Here is a 19,329-nt window from a genome sequence, read left to right on the forward strand (position 1 = left end):
CACGGGGGTCCTCAATTCTTGCAGGCGGGCGGCTGGCACATGAGCTTGCTCAGTGCCTGGTAGAAGACGTCGGAGATCTTGCGCGGGTCGGGCGTGGTGAACGAGTCGCCGCCGGTGGCGGCCGAAACCTGACGCAGCTCGCTCGCGTCGATGTCCGGGCCGATGCCGATCCCGATCACCGGCAACGGCTTCCGCGGGTCCTGCAGCCGGCCCAGCTCGGCCAGCAGGCCGGGCAGGCCGACCGAGTCGCTGTCCTCGTTGCGGCCGTCGGTGAGCACGACGACGACGTTGATCCGGCCGAGCTGCCAGTTCTGGCGGGCGTTCTGGTACGCGGCGAGGATCGAGTCGTACAGCCCGGTCGCCCCGCCGGCCTTCGGCTTGACCGCCTGCAGCGTCGCGACGCCGCCGGCGGCGAGCTGCTGGGAGATGGGCCGCATCGGCAGCAGTTCCTTGTAGTCCTTGTCGCCGTCGAGCCTGGTCGAGAACAGCCAGAGCCCGATTTCCGTGGTGGGCTTGAACAACCCGAGGCCCTGGGTCGCGGCTTCCAGCGTCAGGGCCATCCGGCTGCGGCCGGTACCGGGCACGGTGGCGGCCATCGAGCCGGAGACGTCGAGCAGCACCTGGACGCGCGCGCTGAGGTTCGCCCCGGCCCACGCCTGCAGCACGCCGTACATCGCGTCGGGCGCCGGCGGCCCGGCCGGGCGCGGCGCGGCGTCCGTGCGCGTGTCCCGGGGCCGGTCGCCGAGCAGCTGCCCGGCCGGCGTCCGGAACCCGGCGTCGGCGAACGTCTTCGTGGCGGTCTGGTCGAGCAGCAGCCGCAGGAACCGCTCGGCCGCCGACCGCGACGCCTCCGACGCGCGCGGCAGCACGACGTACGGGTAGTCGAAGCTCGGCACGCCGGCCGCCGGGTACGCGGCGACGAGCTTGCGCGCCAGCACCGACTGTTCCGACGCCGGTGACGCGGCGAACGGCTGCTTCACCGCGGACACCTTGCGGATCTCCTCGGTGAACGCGGCGCCGGGATCGGGCGCGTCCTTGGTCAGCTGCTGCAGGCCGATCAGCGCGGCGATCGCCGCCGGGTCGCGGCTCGGGTCGGGCAGGCCGACCGGGCTGCCCGCGAGGACGTCCGACCAGGACGGCGACTTCCCCGGCCAGCCCGCCTGTTTCGCGACGTCGTCGGTCAGCGCCAGCACGACCGGCGAGCTCGCCACCGACTGGCCGGACTCGGGCAGGTTCCACGCGCCGAGGTCGCGGGCCTGCAGCAGCCAGCTGCTCGACTCCGGCACCCAGACGTCGGGGCCGTTCGCGCCGTTGGCTTCCAGCGCCGCCGCGGTGGCCGTCGACGCGGCCGCGGTGACCTCGACGGTGTAGCAGTCCGGCTCCGGCACGGTCCGGGCCAGCGCGCTGAGCACCGGCGCGACGTCCGGCGCCGCGGTGACGCGCACCGGGGTCGTGGTGTCGCAGCCGCCGGCGGCGAGGCGGTCGCGCAGCCAGTCGACGCCCGCCCAGGCGAGCAGGGCGACCACGAGCAGCACGCTCAGGACGACGACCCGCGCGTCGACGCGCCGGGCCCGCGCCGGGTGTGCCGCCATGCACTCGCCTTCCGTCGTGGAGTCCTGGCAGCTTGCCAGCCGGGTGAGCGGGAAGCCAGACCCGGCAGCGGAAAGTGACCACCGGCGCGTGAAACCGTGGTGAAGGAATTGCGCGATGCGGCCGTTTTGGTGATTGCTCCGAACTGCGTAACATTCCCGCTTGACGCCCGTCCCACATGGGTAACAGCACGATGGCGGATCGCGATGACGATTTCGCCGTCCCCGAAACGGCGAACGGCACCGAACGGAGACGCAACCCGTGCGCACGATGTACGACGCGGTCACGGCCGCGAACATCCCCGCCGGCGCGGAGATGGTCGCGGGTTACATCGACAAGATCAAGCTCGAACCCTGGTCGGCCGCCGACTGGGCCCGCTTCCCGAACGCGGTCAAGGTCACGATCGTCAAGAAGGCCTCGACCAACGACGGTCACGTCCTGGACGTCGAACCCGGTGACGCCACACCGGCCGAGGCGCCGGGGTGGGTCCGGATGCGCCGCGCGGCGGGCGCCGACCCCACGATCTACTGCAACCTCTCGACCTGGCCGACGGTGCGGTCGGCGTTCTCGTCGGCCGGCGTCGCCGAGCCGCACTACTGGATCGCCCACTACAACGGCGATCCCGCCATCCCCGCCGGCGCGATCGCCAAGCAGTACCGCGGAGACGTCGCCCCGGGCTACGACGTCTCGTCCGTCGCGGACTACTGGCCCGGAGTGGACGGAAACGGTTCCGCCTCGACTGGAGTGGAGATCATGGAGCGCATCACCGTCACCCCGCCGAACGCCAACCAGAACACGGTGCGGGTGTTCCTGTCCGGCAGCCCCGGCGCGGCGGTCATCGTCCGGCCACGGCTCGGCGGTGACGGCTTCTCGAAGCCGATGTGGGTCGGCGACATCTTCGCGTGGGGCAACGACCACCAGGGCGTCGGCCACAACCCGACGCAGACCCCGGGCTACAACAACAAGCTGACGTCCCACCGGCGCTACGACCTGCCGGGTGCGGTGTGGGCCGACATCAACTACAGCGCGGCCGACCCGTTCGAGATCGACATCGTCGGCTGAGCACGACCTGGCAGGATCGGGGCATGGAACGCGTGCTCGGCATCGGTGGCTACTTCGTCCGCGCGGCGGACCCGGCGGCGCTGGGCGCCTGGTACCGGGACTGCCTCGGCCTGGACGCGGACGCGCACGGCGTGTGGCAGCAGCAGCCGGGGCCGACGGTGTTCGCGTCGTTCGAGGCGTCGACGGACTACTTCGGCGCGCGGTCGCAGCAGACGATGCTGAACTTCCGGGTCCGCGACCTGGACGCGATGCTCGCCCAGCTGCGGGAGAAGGGCGCCGAGGTGGTCGACGACGTCCAGGAGATGGCCGGCGTCGGCCGGTTCGGCTGGGTCGTGGACCCGGAGGGCAACCGCGTCGAGCTGTGGCAGCCGGCCTAGCGCTGACGACGTGAATGACTCATTCCTGTCGTCAGGCGACAGGAATGAGTCATTCACTACACGGGCGGCAAGGCGCGGCAGAGCGCGTCGAGCGCCGCGGGGTACGCGTGTTCGGGCGGGGTCGCGTAGCCGACCACCAGTCCGTCCATTGTGGACATGGTGCTCGCCGGGTGGCGGAACGCGGCCAGGCCGTCGAGCGCGAGTCCTTGCCACGCCGCGGCTTTCACCGCCGACTGCTCGGTCCCCGGCGGCAACCGCAGCACCGCGTGCAGTCCCGCGGCGATGCCGGTCGGCACCACGTGCGGCGCCCGCTCCGCCAGCGCGTCGACCAGCAGGTCGCGACGGCGCCGGTACCGCTGGCGCATGCGCCGGATGTGCCGGTCGTACGCGCCCGCCTTCAGGAACTCCGCCAGCGTGAGCTGGTCGACCACCCCCGCCCACGCCTCGCGCTCGCCCTTCGCCGCCAGCACCGCGTCGACCAGCGCCTCCGGCAGCACCAGCCACCCCAGGCGCAGCGCGGGCGACAGGCTCTTGCTCACCGAACCGACGTAGACGACGTGCTCGGGGTCGAGCCCCTGCACCGCGCCGACCGGCTTGCGGTCGTAGCGGAACTCACCGTCGTAGTCGTCCTCGACGAGCACGCCGCCGGTCGCGCGGACGTGGTCGAGCACCGCCGCGCGGCGGTCGTGGTGCAGCGGGCCGCCGGTGGGGAACTGGTGCGCGGGCGTCAACAGCACGGCCGGCACGGCCAGTTCGCCGACCCGCGCGCCTTTTTCGTCCAGGGCAAGGGGAATCGTCTCGACGCCGGCCGCGTCGAAGATCGAGCGGTGGAACGGCAGGCCGTACGCCTCGACGGCGAGCGGGCCGGGCAGGACAGCCGGGAACAGCAGCCGCAGCGCGTGCGCGAACCCCGAGCACACGACGATCCGCTCCGGCGACGTCCGCACGCCGCGGGCCCGCGCGAGGTAACCGGCCAGCGCGGCCCGCAGTTCGGGCCGGCCACGCGGGTCGCCGGGCCCGAACGCGTCGTGCGGGGCGACGTTCAACGCGCGTCGCGCGGCGGCGAGCCATTCGGTACGCGGGAACGACGTCGGGTCCGGCCGGCCTTGACGCAGGTTGTGCCGCGGTGCCGGCACGGGCGCTTTCTTCGGCGTCCTGGCCGGCGGGAGCGGCTCCGCCCGCGAAGCGACGCGCGTCCCCGAGCCCTGGACGGCGGTCAGCCAGCCCTCGGCGACCAGTTCGGCGTAGGCGCCGGCGACGGTGTTGCGGGCCAGCCCCAGGTCGGCGGCCAGCGCCCGGTACGGCGGGAGCCGGGTGCCGGGGGCGAGCCGTCCGGTCCGGACCGCGTCGCGCAGGGCGGTGATGAGCGCGGCCCGCTTGCCGCCGCCCGTCAGCTCCAGGTGGAGGTCGACCCCCGAATTGACCCACGATTCCGGCACGGAAATGCACCCTACACCGGGGGTCAAAGTGCCCCTAGATTTCTGGCCATGACGAACTCCCGCATCAACTTCGCCAAAACCGCCCCGAAGGCCTTCAAGGCCCTGATCGGCTTCGACGCCGCGGCCCGCGCCGGGCTGGACCCCGCGCTGGTCGAGCTGGTCCAGATCCGCGCGTCGCAGCTCAACCGCTGCGCGTACTGCCTGCACATGCACACCTCGGATGCCCGCAAGGCCGGCGAGAGCGAGGAGCGGCTGCACATGGTCGCGGTGTGGCACGAGGCCGCGAGCTTCTTCAGCGAGAAGGAGCGGGCGGCGTTGGCGCTGACCGAAGCCGTCACGCTGATTGCCGGCGGCGTCCCGGACGACGTCTACGCCCGGGCGGCCGGTCAGTTCGGCGAGGAGGAGCTGGCCCAGCTGCTCGCGCTGATCTTCGCGATCAACACGTGGAACCGCATCGCGATCACCACGGCGAAGGTGCCGGGCACCGACGAGCGCTGAGCCCCCTCGGGAAGAGCCACCATCCCCCGCGGTGGTGGCTCTTCCCGGCGTTCAGTCGGCGAGGGCCAGCAGATCGGCCTCCGGGGCCGGCTCCTCGGCCGGCTTCCGGCGGGCGGCCAGACCGCTGATCGCGATCAGCAGGCCCAGCACCGCGATCCCGGTGACCACGCTCAACGCGGGCGTCAACCCGGTCAGCAGCGCGGCCGGCGAGGCCTCACGGCCGCCGTTGGCGGTCAGGACCGCCGTCACCACCGCGAGCCCGATCGCGCCGCCGACCTGCAGGGACGTGTTCAGCAGGCCGCCCGCCAGGCCCTGCTCGCTGTCCGGGATCCCGGCCGTGGCCTGGATGTTCAGCGACGAGAACGCCAGCGTGAAGCCGATGCCGAGCAGGATCATGCTGGGCAGGACGCTGCCCGCGTAACCCGAGTGCTCGTCGATGCGCAGGAACAGCGCGTAGCCGATGACGTGCGCGACCACGCCCGCGAAGATCGTGCGCGGGGTGCCGACGCGGTCGATCAGCGGCTCGATGCGCGGGGAACCGAACGCGACGATCAGCGCCGCCGGCAGGAAGCCGAGCGCCGTCTGCAGCGCGGACCAGCCGAGCACCCGCTGCAGGTACAGCATCACGACGAACTGGAACCCGATGTACGCGCCGAAGAACAGCGCGCCGCCGAGGTTCGCGCGGGCCAGCGGGCCGGAACGAAGGATCCCCAGGCGCAGCAGCGGGTGGGCGCTGCGCTTTTCGATGACCACGAACGTCACCAGCAAAGCGAGAGCCACGGCGAACGTGATCAGCGTGCGCGGCGCGGCCCAGCCGATCTCCGGCGCCTCGACAACGCCGAACACCAGCAGCAGCGACCCGGCGGCGCCGGTGATGGCGCCCGGGAAGTCGTAGCCCTTGCCCTCTTCCGGCCGGTACGTTGGAATCAGCTTCCAGGCCGCGACCAGCGCGACGAGCGCGATCGGCGCGGGCAGCAGGAACGTCCAGCGCCAGCCGACCTCGGTCAGCAGGCCGGAGAACACGAGGCCGGCGGAGTAGCCGCTGGCGCCGAACACGGCGAAGATGCTGATCGCCTTGTTGCGGGCCGGGCCCTCCTGGAACGTCGTGGTGATGATGGACAGCGCGGCCGGCGCGGTGAAGGCGGCGGCGAGGCCCTTGACGAAGCGGCTCGCGATGAGCAGCGCGCCGTCGTCGACGAGGCCGCCGAGCAGCGAGGCCAGCGCGAACACGGCGACGGCCACGAGGAACACGCGGCGGCGGCCGAGCAGGTCGGCGGTGCGGCCGCCGAGCAGCAGCAGGCCGCCGTACCCCAGGACGTACCCGCTGACGACCCATTGCAGCGCGTTGGTGGACAGGCCGAGGTCGGCCTGGATGGCGGGGAGCGCGACCCCGACCATCGAGACGTCGAGCGCGTCGAGACCGACGACGATCGACACGGTGAGCAGGACACCCCAGAGACGTGCGTCCCACCGGGTTGAAGTGGTGGACAAGGACACGGAAGAGCTCATGGCGGCGACACTACATGCACGCGCATCTAATGTCGAAGCATTTAATGCATTTGCATCTGATGTTCATGCATGGTAAGTTGGCCGTCGTGAGCGACGTCGCTGAGCAAGGTCTGGTCGAGGAGTGGCACGAGTTGCTGGCCCGCTACTCGGCCGTGTTCACCACGCTCGAGTGCCGCCTCCAGGAGCGCCACGGCATCGGCGCGAACGAGTTCGAGGCCTTGGAGCGCCTCGCGACAAGCGACTTCAAGTGCCGCTCGGCCGACCTGACCGGAGCGATCCACCTCAGCCAGAGCGCGACGTCACGACTGGTCGCCCGGCTGGAGAAGGAGGGCCTGGTCGAGCGCGCGCTGTGCGAGGTCGACCGGCGCGGCATCTTCGTGACGATCACCGAGGCCGGCCGGGAGAAGTACCTCGCAGCCAAGCGGACGCACCGCGAAGTGCTCAACGAGACCCTGCGCTGACCCCTCAGCCGACCGGCCCCTCGGCGGCCGTCACCTGGAGCTGCTGCTGCGCCCCCGACGCGTCCGTGACCGACAGCGTGAGCTTGTCGCCCGGGTGATGGGTGTCCATCACGTTCGTCAACGTCGTCGCCGAGTCGACCGGCTTGCCGTCGATGGCCGTGATCACGTCGCCCGCCGCCAGGCCCGCCCGCTGGGCCGGGCCGCGTGAGACCACGTCGCGGACCTGGGCGCCGCCCTGGCCGTCCGATACCGAGACCCCGATGAACGCCGTCTTGCCGATGTGGATCTTGTCCGTCGCCGTGCCCGCGACGATCTTGTGCGCGATGTCGACCGCCTGGTTGATCGGGATCGCGAAGCCCTGCCCGGCGCCGCCGCTGCGGCGGCCGTTGAGCTGGTAGCCGGTCGACGCGGCCGTGTCCACGCCGATGACCTGCGCGTCCGCGTTGACCAGGGGCCCGCCGGAGTCGCCGGACTCGATGTTCGCGCGGACCTGGATCAGGCCGGTGAGCTGCTCGGACGCCCCGCTCGACTCGTCGGACGCCGTGATCGACTGGTCCAGCGCCGTCACCGTGCCCGGCGCCGGCACCGGGTCGCCGCCCTTGCCACCCGCGTTGCCGAGGCCCAGGATCTGGTCGCCGACCTTGACCGTGCCCGAGTCGCCGATGCTCGCGGTGGGCAAGCCCGAGGCGCCTTCGAGCTGGATGACCGCGATGTCCTCGCTGCGGTCGTAGCCCACGACGTGCGCCTTGTACGTCTCGCCGGTGCCGATGCTGGTGGCCTTGATGCTGGTCGCGCCGGCGACGACGTGGTTGTTCGTCAGGATCTCGCCGTCCGCGGTGAGCACGATCCCGGTGCCCGCCGCGGCCGCGCCCTGCAGGCCGAGCTCGGTGTTGATGTTGACGATGGCCGGGTTGACCTTCGCGGCCACGGCGTCGGCGTCGAGCACCGTCTGCGACGAGCTGGGCTGCCCGGAGAAGCCGAAGTTCTGGTTGCCGCTCGCGCTCGGGCTGGTCGAGGCCGAGATGAAGTGCCCGATGCCGAGCCCGGCGACCACGGCGATGGCCACCGCGACGACGGCGAACGCCAGCGCGCGGACGGGCCGCCGGCGCGGCGGCTGCGGAACGGGCGGCGGGTAGCCGTACCCCTCGTGGCCGTAGAAGCCCTGGGGCTGGGTGTACTGCGGCGGGTACGGGCGGCCCCACTGGTCACGGGCCTGGCCGTACTGCTGCTGACCGTAGTGGGGCTGCTGGTCGTAATAGCCCTGTGCCTGCGGGTACTCGCCCTGGCCGTAGCCGTACGGGTACTCGCCGCCGCCCCGCGGTCCTCGGTCGTACTCGCTCATGCACAGCTCCAGCCCTCGACAAGCCTCCGGCCGTTCCAGGAAACGCCCCGTTCCTGAGAATTTCCTGGCGCGCTTCCATGGACTTGCCGTGGATGTACCCGCGACGGCGAGCCGGCATGCCGACGTGATCGAAGTCGCTCCCGATCCGGTCACGCTCACCGCCGGATCCGTTCCATGCCGGGGTCGACCAGCGGCTCGGCGGCCACGGTGGCCGCGACCCGGCGGCCGAAGTACTCGATCTCCACGCTGCTGCCGATGTCCGCCGCTGCCGGAAGCCACGCGTAGGCGATCGGGCGCCCGACGGTGTACCCGTACGCCGCACTCGTGACGTAGCCCGCGGCCACGCCGTCGACGAACACCGGTTCCTTGCCCAGCACGACCGTGCGGCCGTCGTCGATCGTGAGGCACCGCAGCCGCCGCGACGGCGTCCGCCCTTCCAGGGCGTCCCGGCCCAGGAACTCCCCCTTCGCCGGCCGCACCGCGAAGTCGACGCCGGCCTCGTACGGGTCGTGCTCGGTGGTCATGTCGGTGCCCCACAGCCGGTAGCCCTTCTCCAGGCGCAAGCTGTTGAACGCCGCCCGCCCGGCCGCGATGACGCCGAGGGACTGCCCGGCCGCCCACAGCGCGTCCCACAGCCGCAGGCCGTTGTCCGCGCTCGTGTAGATCTCCCAGCCGAGTTCGCCCACATAGGACAGCCGCATCGCGACCACCGGCACCCCGGCGATCCGCGCCCGCCGTGCCCGGAAGTACTTCAGCCCGGTGTGCGAGAAGTCTTCGCGCGACAGCGGTTGCACGAGGTCCCGCGCCAGCGGTCCCCAGACGCCGACGCAGCACGTCCCGCCGGTGATGTCCCGGACCCGAACCCCGGGAGGCGCGTGTTTGACGAAGTGGTCGACGTCGATGTTGCCGTTGATCCCGACCTGGAACAGCTCCGGTTCCAGCCGCGCCACCGTGACGTCGCTGCGGATGCCGCCGGCGTTGTCGAGCATCAGGGTGTAGGTCACCGAGCCGACCGACTTATCGAGCTGGTTGGTCGTCAGCGACTGCAGGAACTCCAGCGACCCGGGTCCGCTGATCTCCACCCGCTTCAACGGAGTCATGTCGTACAGCGCGACGCCGTTGCGCGTCTGCCACGCCTCGGCGGCCGCGATCGGCGAGTGGAACTGGGCCGACCACGCGTCCCGCGCCGGCGGGAGCGCGTCGTGCGGGAGCTTCTTCAGCAGCGGCGCGTTGGCTTCGAACCAGTGTGGCCGCTCCCAGCCGCCCGCTTCCAGGAACACCGCGCCCAGTTCGCGCTGCCGCGCGTGGAACGGCGTCACGCGCAGGTCGCGCGGGGACAGCTTGGGCTGCAACGGATGCAGGATGTCGTAGACCTCCACGAAGTTCTGCTGCGCCGTCTCGCTCACGTACGACGGCGCGAGCTGGACCTCCTCGAAGCGGTGGACGTCGATGTCGTGGGTGTCCACTTCGGAATGCCCGTCGACGAGCAGTTCGGCGACGGCCTTCGCGATGCCGGCGGAGTGCGTCACCCAGATCGCCTCGGCCAGCCAGAACCCCCGGACGTCGGCCGACTCGCCGACCACCGACTGGCCGTCCGGGGTGAAGGAGAAGATGCCGTTGAAGCCCTCCTCGACCTTGGTCTGCCGCAACGCGGGCAGCAGCAGCTTGCTCTCTTCCCACGACGGCGCGAAGTCGTCTTCCGTGAAGGGCAGCATCGACGGCATCGCCGTCTCGGTCACCGAGTGGTCCAAAGTGGACTCTTCGACCGGCATCGGCCGGTGCGCGTAGGAGCCGATGCCGAGCCGGTCGACGTGCTCGCGGAAGTACAGGTCCTGGTCCTGGTGCCGCAGGATCGGCAGGCTCGCCTCGACCTCCTCGGTGTTGCGGCCGACGAGTTCCGCGACCTGGCCGGTCTTCGCGTACTGGTGCGCCAGCGGCAGCAGGGGAACGTCCATGCCGGCCATCGCACCGATCTCGCGGCCCCAGAACCCCGCGCACGACACGACGACGTCCGCCGGGAAGTCGCCCTGGTCGGTCCGGACACCCGTGACGCGGCCGCCTTCCTGCAGGACGTCGGTGACCTTTGTGGACCCGATGAACCGGGCGCCTCGCTCGGTAGCGCGCTCGGCCAGCACCTCGACGGCTTTCGCGGCCCGCGCGAGCCCGTCGGTCGGGACGTGCAGCGCGCCGAAGATCCGCGAACCGTCCAGGAGCGGCCACCGCTTGACGCACTCGTCGGCGTCGATCAGCTGTCCTTCGACGCCCCACGACGTCGCCCAGCCGTGCTTGCGCTTGAGGTCCTCCCAGCGCGCCGGCGTGGTCGCCACCTCCATGCCGCCGACCTGGAGGAAGCAGTCCAGCTCCAGGAACTTCTCGACGGTGTAGCGCGCGAAGTCCGTCATCGCCTTGGACGCGTTGGTCTGGAACACCAGGCCGGGCGCGTGCGAGGTGGACCCGCCGGTGCGCGGCAGCGGCCCCCGGTCGAGCACGGTGACGTCGGTCCAGCCGCGGGCGGTCAGCTCGTCGGCGAGGTTCGCGCCGACGATGCCGGCGCCGATGATCACGACTCGCGGTGCGGTCATGGCGGAACTCCTAACGGAAGACGACGGTGCTGTTGCCGTTGAGCAGGACGCGGCGTTCGCAGTGCCAGCGGACCGCGCGGGAGAGGGCGAGGGCTTCGGCGTCGCGGCCGACGGTCACGAGCTCGCGCGGCGAGTACGTGTGGTCGACGCGCTGCACCTCCTGCTCGATGATCGGGCCCTCGTCGAGGTCGGGCGTGACGTAGTGCGCCGTCGCGCCGACGTACTTCACGCCGCGGTCGTAGGCCTGGTGGTAGGGCTTGGCGCCCTTGAACCCGGGCAGGAACGAGTGGTGGATGTTGATCGCGCGGCCCTCGAGCTTCTGGCACAGCTCGTTCGACAGCACCTGCATGTACCGCGCGAGCACGATCAGGTCCGCTTCGTACTCGCCGACCAGGTCGAGCAGCCGTTGCTCGGCCTCCGGCTTGGTGTCGGGCGTGACCGGGACGTGCACGAACGGCACGCCCGCGGCCTCGGCCATCGGCCGCAGGTCTTCGTGGTTCGAGACGACCACGGCGATCTCCGCGCCGAGGCCGCCCGCGCGCCAGCGGAAGAGCAGGTCGTTGAGGCAGTGCCCGAACTTCGAGACCATGACCAGGATCCGCGGCGGCGTGCCGTCGGAGAAGCCGAACTCCATGCCGAAGTCCCCGGCCACCGGGGCGAACGCGCGGGTCAGATCGTCTACTGTGGTCGCTTCGGCGCAGGTGAAGGACGTGCGCAGGAACAGCGAGCCGCGGATGTCGTCGTCGAACTGCTGGTGCTCGACGATGTCGCAGCCCTGCCCGACCAGGAACGTCGTGACGGCGTGCACGATGCCCGAGCGTTCGGGGCACTTGAGCGTCAAGGTGAAGGTCACGAGACGTACTCCAGACTCGCGTCGGCCAGCCAGGCTTTGAAGTAGTCCGAAAAGGACTGTCGCACGAGGATCGTGAATCCCTCTTCCCGGACCATCAGCACGATCCCGGTGCGGGCGAGCAGGGTCTGCACGCACGTGCCCGGCGGCGACACCGCCAGGTCGATCGAGCAGCCGTGCGCCAGCACGTCGGCCGCGTGCTCACCGACGAGCCGCACGACATTGCGCTGCGCCGAGACATCCACGACGGCGGCACTTTCACGTGAAAGTGCCGCTTCCAGTTCGGCTTGACGGCCGGGTTCGGCGAGGACGAGGTATTCGTCCGGGCCCATCCAGAGGATGTCCACGCCGTTGCCGCTGGTGTACCGGCACGGGCCGGGCAGGTCGACACCGAGGAGGGTGCCGCCCTCGCGGAGGCGGACGGTGAGCTGGGTGCGGAACGGTTCGTCGACCGCGTCAACCGTCACGGCGGGCTCCTTCCTTGTCGAAGAGCACGGATTCGGTCACGGTCACCGGCACGACCTCGTCGCCGACCGGCACGTACAGCGTTTCGCCGATCCGCTCGCGGCCCGAGCGCACCAGGGCGAGCGCGAAGGTGCGGCCGAGGGCGGCGCTGTCGTAGCTGGAGGTGACGTGGCCGAGCATCCGCACCGGCGGCGGGGGCACCGTCTCGGATTCGATGATCTGCGCCCCTTCCGGCAGCAGCACCGACGGATCGACCGGCAGCAGGCCGACGAAGTGCTTGCGGTCGGGGCGGTTGTTCTCGGCGCGGGCGAAGGAGCGCTTGCCGATGAAGTCGGCTTTCTTCTTCGACACCGCCCAGGACATGCCGAGGTCCTGCGGGGTGACCGTGCCATCGGTGTCCTGCCCGATGATCGGGTAGCCCTTCTCGGCACGCAGGACGTGCATGGTTTCCGTGCCGTACGGCGTCGCGCCCTGGTCCACTATGGACTGCCAGAGCGCGGGCCCGTACCACGAAGGAACGTTGATCTCGTACGCCAGCTCACCGGAGAAGCTGATCCGGCAGACCCGCGCTTGCAGACCGGCGACCTCGGCGTCCTGCCAGGTCATGAATCCGAAGGCCTCGTTGGACACGTCGAGGCCGGGGGCCAGGCGGCCGAGGACTGCCCGGGAGCGCGGCCCGACCAGCGGGATCGTGGTCCAGTGCTCGGTGACCGACGTCGCGAAGACGCCGAGGTGCGGCCATTCCGTCTGGAGCCACTCCTCCATCCACTCGAGGACCATCGCCGCGTTGCCGGTCGTCGTGGTGACCAGGAACCGCTCCTCGCCGACGCGGATCACGGTGCCGTCGTCGATCACCATGCCGTCGACGCCGCACATCACGCCGTAGCGAATGCGACCGACGCGCAGGTTGCTCATCATGTTCGTGTAGAGCATGTCGAGGAACCAGCCGGCGTCCGGGCCCTGGACGTCGATCTTGCCCAGAGTGGACCCGTCCATCACCGCGACGTCGTTGCGAGCCGCGCGGCATTCGCGCCGGACGGCGTCGTGCATCGACTCGCCGGGCCGCGGGTAGTACCACGGCCGCTTCCACTGGCCGACGTTCTCGAACTCGGCGCCGTGCTCGACGTGCCACGGGTGGATCGTCGTGACGCGCACCGGGTCGTGCAGCCCACCGCGGTTCCGCCCGGCCAGCGCGGCGAACGAGACCGGCGTGTACGGCGGCCGGAACGTCGTCGGGCGCTGCGTCGCCAGGTCGACGCCGAGGGCTTCCGCCGTGATGCCGGCGGCGAGCATGCCGGACGTCTTGCCCTGGTCGTGCGCGGTGCCGATCGTTGTGTAGCGCTTGATGTGCTCCAGCGAGCGCAGCCCGGCGCCGGTCGCACGCAGGACGTCCGACACGGTCGCGTCGCGCTGCTGGTCCACGAATCGGGTGTCCACTTCGGACTCCGGCGCGGGCACCTGCCAGAGCACCTTGGTCTCCGGCAGCCCCTCGCCCGCCGCCGCACCCACGACGCTCACCGTCGGCAGGTCGCCGTCCGGGACGTACGCGCCCAGCTCGGGTGCGTACCGGAGCTTGCCACGGGCCTGGCTGAACAGGTGCACGGCCGGGTTCCAGCCGCCGGACACGAGCAGGAGGTCGCACTCGACGCGCTCACCCTCCATCGACCCCAGCGGAGCGACGTACGCGGCAGTGATGTGCTGGTCGCCGTCGGTGCCGATGATGCCGTGGCCCTCGCGGGCGTCGACGATCCGCACGATCGCGGCCCCGGCGTCGGCCAGGTCGGAGGCGGCGTCGTACGCGGAGTCGTTGGTGGTGAACACGACCACGCGCTTTCCGGCCAGGACCCCGTACCGGTTCAGGTACGTCCGCGCGGCCGAAGCGAGCATGATGCCGGGACGGTCGTTGTCCGGGAACACGATCGGCCGCTCGTGCGCACCGGTCGCGATGACGATCCGCTTCGCCCGGATCCGCCAGACCCGCTGACGCGAGATCCGCTCGGGCGCGGCGGGCTCGCCGCGGCGTTCCAGGGCAAGCACGAACCCGTCGTCGTAAATGCCGAACGCCGTGGTGCGCGAAAGGAACCGGACGCCTTCGGGAGCTTCGCCGTCGGGCTGGTCGTCGACGAGCAGCACCCGCCCGGTTGCGGCGGCAGCGGCGGCGCGGCCGGCGGGTCCGGCGCCGATGACCAGGACGTCGCAGTGAACGTGCTTGGCGTCGTACCGCGCCGGGTCGGGCTCGGCGGCCAGGCGCCCTTGCCCGGGCAGGCCGCGGGCGACCAGACCGTCGTACAGCTCGACGGTCGTCGCGCTCAGCATCGGCTCCGGAAAGGGCTTTTCGATCTGCACCAAGGCGTTCGAGTCCTCGACGCCGGCGCCGACGATGCCACGCGGCCGGCCGTACTTGATGCTGGTCGAAACCCGGTGGATGCCGTTGGCCAGCAACGCGGACGCCAGGGTGTCGCCGAGGAAACCGGTCAGCTCGCGGCCGTCGAAGGTGAACTTGAGCGGAACGCCGGACAGCCGGGTCATGAGAGCACCCGCCTGGGCTCGTCGAGGCGGTAGACCGCCAGGAGGTCGTGGGTGCGGGTGTCGCGGACGGCGTTGAACCACCGGCGGCAGCCCGCGGAGTGGCTCCACCGCTCCGCGAACGGTCCACTCGGGTTGTCGCGGAAGAAGACGAACTTCGCCCAGTCCTCATCGGACAGTGCCGAGGGATCCGTGGGGTAGGCGACGTGCGCCTGGCCGCCGTAGTGGAACTCGGCCTCTTCGCGTGGCCCGCACCAGGGACAGGGGATCAGCTGCATCAAAAGCTCCTAGTGGGCCACGGCGGCGGCGCCGTGCTCGTCGACGAGGGCACCGGTGGTGAACCGGTCGAGGGCGAAGGGCTCGGCGTACTCGTGCGGCTTCCCGCGCGCGATGGTCGCCGCGAAGACGTCGCCGACGCCGGGGGTGGCCTTGAAGCCGCCGGTCCCCCAGCCGCAGTTGAGGAACAGGTTCTCCACCGGGGTCAGGCCGATGATCGGCGAGGCGTCCGGGCTGGTGTCGACGATCCCGGCCCACGTCCGCAGCAGGTGCGCCCGCGCGAACACCGGGAACAGCTCCAGCGCGGCCGCCATCTGCTGCTCGATGATGTGGAACGAGCCGCGCTGGCCGTAGCCGGTGTAGCTGTCGATGCCCGCACCCATCACGAGTTCACCCTTGTGCGCCTGGGAAACGTAGACGTGCACGGCGTTCGACATGACGACCGTCGGGTGGATCGGCTCCAGCAGCTCGGACACCAGCGCCTGCAACGGATGCGACGTCAGCGGCAGGTCCAGCCCGACCATTTTCGCGAGCACGGAGGTGTGCCCGGCCGCGCACAGCGCCACCTTGCCGGCGGCGATCCGGCCGCGCGACGTCTCGACGCCCGTCACCCGGCCGTCCACTGTGGAGATCCCGGTGACCTCGCAGTTCTGGATGAGGTCGACGCCCAGTTCGTGGGCGGCACGGGCGAAACCCCAAGCCACGTAGTCGTGCTTCGCGATGCCCGCGCGCGGCTGGAAGGTCGCGCCGAGCACCGGGTAGCGGACGTCCGGCGAGGTGTTGACGATCGGGCAGATCTCCTTGACGCCGTCGGCGTCCACCCACTCGGCGTCGATGCCGTTGAGCTTGTTGGCCTCGACGCGGCGGACGCTGTCGCGGACGTCCTGCAGGCTGTGCGCCAGGTTCAGCACCCCGCGCTGGCTGAACAGGATCGGGTAGCCGAGGTCCTCTTCGAGGCCTTCCCACAGCTTGAGCGAGTGCTCGTAGATGCCGGCACTTTCGTCCCAGAGGTAGTTGGAGCGGATGATCGTGGTGTTGCGGGCCATGTTGCCGCCCGCGAGCCAGCCCTTCTCCAGCACGGCCACGTTCGTGATGCCCTGCTTGGCCAGGTAGTACGCGGTGGCGAGCCCGTGCCCGCCGCCACCGACCACGACGACGTCGTAGGTCTTCTTCGGCTCCGGGTTGTCCCACAGGAAGTCGGGGTGCTCCGGCAGGTCGCTCATCGGGCCCCTCCCAGGTTCGGGTACAGCGGGAACGCTTCGGCGAGCGCGGTCACGCGGGCGCGCAGCTTCTCGACGTCGAAACCGGGTTTCAACGCTTCGGCGATGACGTCGGCGGCCTCGCGGAACTCGGCGTCGCCGAACCCGCGGGTGGCCAGCGCCGGGGTGCCGATCCGCAGCCCGGACGTCACCATCGGCGGCCGCGGGTCGAACGGGACGGCGTTGCGGTTCACCGTGATGCCGACCTCGTGCAGCCGGTCCTCGGCCTGCTTGCCGTCGAGTTCGGAGTCGCGCAGGTCCGCGAGCACGAGGTGGACGTCGGTGCCGCCGGTCAGCACCTCGATCCCGCCGTCCAGCAGCCGCTCGGCCAGGATCTTCGCGCCGCTGAGCGTGCGCTGCTGACGTTCGGCGAACCCGGGCTCGGCGGCCATCTTGAACGCGACGGCCTTGGCCGCGATGACGTGTTCGAGCGGACCGCCCTGCTGACCGGGGAAGACGGCGGAGTTGACCTTCTTGGCCAGCGCCGGATCGTTGGTCAGCACGACGCCGCCGCGCGGGCCACCGAGGGTCTTGTGCGTGGTGGTCGTCGTGACGTGCGCGTGCGGCACCGGCGACGGGTGCAGGCCCGCGGCGACCAGCCCGGCGAAGTGGGCCATGTCGACCATCAGGGACGCGCCGACCTCGTCGGCGATCTCGCGGAAGCGGGCGAAGTCGAGCTGACGCGGGTAGGCCGACCAGCCGGCGATGATCACCTTCGGCCGGTGCTCCTTCGCCAGCCGCTCGACTTCGGCCATGTCGACGCGGTAGTCCTTTTCGGACACTTCGTAGGCGGCGACGTCGTAGAGCAGGCCGGAGAAGTTGATCCGCATGCCGTGCGTCAGGTGGCCGCCGTGGGCCAGCGAGAGGCCGAGGATCTTGTCGCCGGGCTTGAGGAGCGCGGCCATCGCCGCGGCGTTCGCCTGGGCGCCCGAGTGCGGCTGGACGTTGGCGAACCCGGCCCCGAAGAGCGCCTTGACCCGGTCGATGGCGAGCTGTTCGAGCACGTCGACGTGCTCGCAGCCGCCGTAGTAGCGGCGGCCGGGGTAGCCCTCGGCGTACTTGTTGGTCAGCACCGAGCCCTGGGCCTGCAGCACGGAGAGCGGCGCGAAGTTCTCGGAGGCGATCATCTCCAGCGTCGACTGCTGCCGGTGCAGCTCGGCGCCGATCGCGTCCGCCACCGCCGGGTCGTACTCGGCCAGGGACCGGTTGAGCACGTGCTGGTCGATCGTCGCGGTCATCGAGGACTCCGTCTGGTCGACTTCTGATATATCAATCGTCGATGTAGGCTAGGCGCCATGCACCCGCAGGTCAATCCCCCGTCGCTGGCGGAACAGGCGTACCTCTTCGTCCGTGATCGCCTGGTCATGCTCGACATCCGGCCCGGCTCCCCCATCAACGAAGAGGAGCTCGGCAGCGAACTCGGCATGGGCCGGACGCCGATCCGCGAAGCGCTGAAGCGCCTGGAGTCCGAGCGGCTGGTCGTCGCCTACCCGCGGCGCGGGACGTTCGCCACCGACGTCAACATCTCCGACCTCGCGCACATCTCCGAGGTCCGGCGGACGCTGGAGCCGATGGCGACGGCCGCCGCGGCCGACCGCGCGACCGCGGCCGACCGGGCGACCCTGACCGAGCTGCGCGCGCAGCTCGACGCGGGCGTCCCGGCCGGCGACAACGCCGAACTGCTGCGCACCGACCTCGCCCTGCACCGGGCGATCTACCGGTGCGTGCACAACCCGTTCCTCGAGGACACGCTGATCCGGTACGACAACCTGGCGACCCGGATCTGGTGCGTGTTCGTGCCCCGGCTGTCCGGGATGGCCGGCCACGTCGACGAGCACGTCCCGCTCCTCACCGCGATCATCGAGGGCGACGGCGAGAAGGCCGCCGCGTTGACGCTCGAGCACGTCGCTGGCTTCGAGGCCGCCATCCGCGCGTTGATCTAGGCCAGCCTCGCCCGGACCCAGTCGTGGAACGCGCCGATGTGGTGCTCGCTCGGCACGAGCACCCCGCCACGCGCGTACGAGCGGGAGTCCATCGCGAGCTGACAGCGTTCGCACGCCTCGAAGTCCTGCAGGTTGACGCGGTGGAACAGCTCCACCGACCGCGTCAGGTCCCGCCCCGACTCGACCACCTCGGGCAGGTACAGCCAGTCGCAGCGCACCAGCGTCCGGTCCGGGGCCAGCGGGAACATGCGGTGGACGATGACGTGGTCGGGGACGAGGTTGACGAACACCCCCGGCTTGATGGTGATGGCGTAGTACTTGCGGTCCTGGGCTTCGGTGACTCCGGGGAGGCGGTCGACGCCCTCGGAGCCGTCGACGGTGAAGCCCTTGATCTCGCCGCCGAACTCGGCGCCGTGACCGACGTAGTACTGCGCGGCGTAGCCGTCGGCGAACTCCGGGAGCACCTCGGTGAGCTCCGGGTGGATCGTCGCGCAGTGGTAGCACTCCATGAAGTTCTCGATGATCTGCTTCCAGTTCGCCTTCACGTCGTACTCGACGCGCTTGCCGAGCGCGAGGCCGTCGATGCCGTAGGCGTCGATTTCCGTCGGACCGCCGAGGCGTTCGGTGACCGCGCCGACGACGGTCTCGTCGAACGACGGCGGCTCGTCGGCCAGGCAGACCCAGGTGTACCCGAGCCACTCGCGCAGGTGCAGCCGGGTCAGGCCGAACTCGGTGCGGTCGACGTCCGGCATGCCGGTGAGGTTGGGCGCGGCGACGAGCTTGCCGTCGAGGCCGTACGTCCATGCGTGGTACGGGCACTGGAAAGCGCGCTTCACGGTCCCGCTTTCGGACGTGCACAGCCGGGCGCCGCGGTGGCGGCAGACGTTGAGGAACGCGTTGAGCTGGCCGTCCCGCCCGCGGGAGACGAGGACGCTCTCCTTGCCGATCTGGACGGTCTCGAACGCCCCCGGCCCAGCGAGGTCGGCGCTGCGCACGGCGCAGAACCAGTCCGCTTCGAAGATCTTCGCCTGCTCCTGCGCGAAGATCACCGGGTCGGTGTAGGCGGAGCCCGGCAGCGTGGCGAGCAGGCTCGGCGGGAGATCGATTGCGGTCACCGGCGTGGTCCTCTCCGCGGTCAGGACGGGAGTTG

General features: G+C 70.8%; 17 protein-coding genes. 5 read left to right on the forward strand and 12 right to left on the reverse strand.

The window, feature by feature from the left end; genetic code table 11:
- Positions 1 to 11: 11 nt before the first annotated feature.
- The gene (locus tag ABFJ78_RS25925) at positions 12 to 1,592 is read right to left on the reverse strand and encodes a substrate-binding domain-containing protein (protein ID WP_436388955.1); all 1,581 of its coding nucleotides are present in this window, start codon (positions 1,590 to 1,592) and stop codon (positions 12 to 14) included.
- A gap of 259 nt (positions 1,593 to 1,851) precedes the next feature.
- Between ABFJ78_RS25925 and ABFJ78_RS25930 the strand changes: the two genes are divergently transcribed.
- Together ABFJ78_RS25930 and ABFJ78_RS25935 are read left to right on the forward strand one after the other, a co-directional pair.
- Positions 1,852 to 2,652, forward strand: a complete 801-nt coding sequence (locus tag ABFJ78_RS25930; RefSeq protein WP_436388956.1) for a hypothetical protein — start codon at positions 1,852 to 1,854, stop codon at positions 2,650 to 2,652.
- Between the two features lie 23 nt (positions 2,653 to 2,675).
- Positions 2,676 to 3,029 (forward strand): VOC family protein, encoded by a 354-nt coding sequence (locus ABFJ78_RS25935; protein WP_436388957.1) that lies wholly within the window; start codon positions 2,676 to 2,678, stop codon positions 3,027 to 3,029.
- A 56-nt stretch (positions 3,030 to 3,085) separates the two neighbouring features.
- Here the strand turns inward: ABFJ78_RS25935 and ABFJ78_RS25940 are convergent, their stop codons facing one another.
- Positions 3,086 to 4,468: a PLP-dependent aminotransferase family protein gene (locus tag ABFJ78_RS25940; protein WP_436388958.1), complete on the reverse strand. Its 1,383-nt coding sequence runs from the start codon at positions 4,466 to 4,468 to the stop codon at positions 3,086 to 3,088.
- A 48-nt stretch (positions 4,469 to 4,516) separates the two neighbouring features.
- On the opposite strand from ABFJ78_RS25940, the gene ABFJ78_RS25945 reads away from it, so the two are divergent.
- On the forward strand, positions 4,517 to 4,966 hold the full coding sequence (locus ABFJ78_RS25945) for a carboxymuconolactone decarboxylase family protein (protein ID WP_436388959.1): 450 nt from the start codon (positions 4,517 to 4,519) through the stop codon (positions 4,964 to 4,966).
- 51 nt (positions 4,967 to 5,017) lie between these two features.
- Here ABFJ78_RS25945 and ABFJ78_RS25950 read toward each other — a convergent pair whose 3' ends face one another.
- Positions 5,018 to 6,475, reverse strand: a complete 1,458-nt coding sequence (locus tag ABFJ78_RS25950) for an MFS transporter (protein WP_436388961.1) — start codon at positions 6,473 to 6,475, stop codon at positions 5,018 to 5,020.
- An 86-nt stretch (positions 6,476 to 6,561) separates the two neighbouring features.
- Here ABFJ78_RS25950 and ABFJ78_RS25955 point away from each other — a divergent pair, with 86 nt between their 5' ends.
- Positions 6,562 to 6,936: a MarR family winged helix-turn-helix transcriptional regulator gene (locus tag ABFJ78_RS25955; protein ID WP_436388962.1), complete on the forward strand. Its 375-nt coding sequence runs from the start codon at positions 6,562 to 6,564 to the stop codon at positions 6,934 to 6,936.
- A gap of 4 nt (positions 6,937 to 6,940) precedes the next feature.
- On the opposite strand, the gene ABFJ78_RS25960 is transcribed toward ABFJ78_RS25955, so the two are convergent.
- From ABFJ78_RS25960 to glyA, 8 genes are all read right to left on the reverse strand, one after another.
- A complete protein-coding gene (locus ABFJ78_RS25960) occupies positions 6,941 to 8,278 on the reverse strand; it encodes a S1C family serine protease (RefSeq protein WP_436388964.1) in 1,338 nt (445 codons plus the stop codon).
- A gap of 155 nt (positions 8,279 to 8,433) precedes the next feature.
- Positions 8,434 to 10,860: a GcvT family protein gene (locus ABFJ78_RS25965; RefSeq protein ID WP_436388966.1), complete on the reverse strand. Its 2,427-nt coding sequence runs from the start codon at positions 10,858 to 10,860 to the stop codon at positions 8,434 to 8,436.
- 10 nt (positions 10,861 to 10,870) lie between these two features.
- Positions 10,871 to 11,713 carry a formyltetrahydrofolate deformylase gene (gene purU / locus ABFJ78_RS25970; protein ID WP_436388967.1) on the reverse strand — a complete coding sequence of 281 codons (843 nt, stop codon included), beginning with the start codon at positions 11,711 to 11,713 and terminating at the stop codon, positions 10,871 to 10,873.
- Entirely contained in the window at positions 11,710 to 12,177 is a 468-nt protein-coding gene (locus ABFJ78_RS25975) for a sarcosine oxidase subunit gamma (protein WP_436388968.1), read from the reverse strand. Before ABFJ78_RS25975 ends, purU begins: the two co-directional genes overlap by 4 nt.
- Positions 12,167 to 14,704 (reverse strand): 2Fe-2S iron-sulfur cluster-binding protein, encoded by a 2,538-nt coding sequence (locus ABFJ78_RS25980; RefSeq protein WP_436388969.1) that lies wholly within the window; start codon positions 14,702 to 14,704, stop codon positions 12,167 to 12,169. The genes ABFJ78_RS25975 and ABFJ78_RS25980 overlap by 11 nt, the downstream gene beginning before the upstream one ends.
- Positions 14,701 to 14,979, reverse strand: coding sequence for a sarcosine oxidase subunit delta (locus ABFJ78_RS25985; protein ID WP_436388970.1), 279 nt, complete (start codon positions 14,977 to 14,979; stop codon positions 14,701 to 14,703). Before ABFJ78_RS25985 ends, ABFJ78_RS25980 begins: the two co-directional genes overlap by 4 nt.
- A gap of 9 nt (positions 14,980 to 14,988) precedes the next feature.
- On the reverse strand, positions 14,989 to 16,200 hold the full coding sequence (locus tag ABFJ78_RS25990) for a sarcosine oxidase subunit beta family protein (RefSeq protein WP_436388972.1): 1,212 nt from the start codon (positions 16,198 to 16,200) through the stop codon (positions 14,989 to 14,991).
- A complete protein-coding gene (glyA, locus tag ABFJ78_RS25995; protein WP_436388973.1) occupies positions 16,197 to 17,474 on the reverse strand; it encodes a serine hydroxymethyltransferase in 1,278 nt (425 codons plus the stop codon). The genes ABFJ78_RS25990 and glyA overlap by 4 nt, the downstream gene beginning before the upstream one ends.
- Before the next feature lie 57 nt (positions 17,475 to 17,531).
- Here glyA and ABFJ78_RS26000 point away from each other — a divergent pair, with 57 nt between their 5' ends.
- Positions 17,532 to 18,179, forward strand: a complete 648-nt coding sequence (locus ABFJ78_RS26000) for a GntR family transcriptional regulator (RefSeq protein ID WP_436388974.1) — start codon at positions 17,532 to 17,534, stop codon at positions 18,177 to 18,179.
- Here the strand turns inward: ABFJ78_RS26000 and ABFJ78_RS26005 are convergent.
- On the reverse strand, positions 18,176 to 19,294 hold the full coding sequence (locus ABFJ78_RS26005) for an aromatic ring-hydroxylating oxygenase subunit alpha (RefSeq protein ID WP_436388976.1): 1,119 nt from the start codon (positions 19,292 to 19,294) through the stop codon (positions 18,176 to 18,178). The genes ABFJ78_RS26000 and ABFJ78_RS26005 overlap by 4 nt on opposite strands.
- Positions 19,295 to 19,329 lie beyond the last annotated feature (35 nt).

Source organism: Amycolatopsis sp. MEPSY49 (assembly GCF_051337345.1).
Classification (GTDB): domain Bacteria; phylum Actinomycetota; class Actinomycetes; order Mycobacteriales; family Pseudonocardiaceae; genus Amycolatopsis.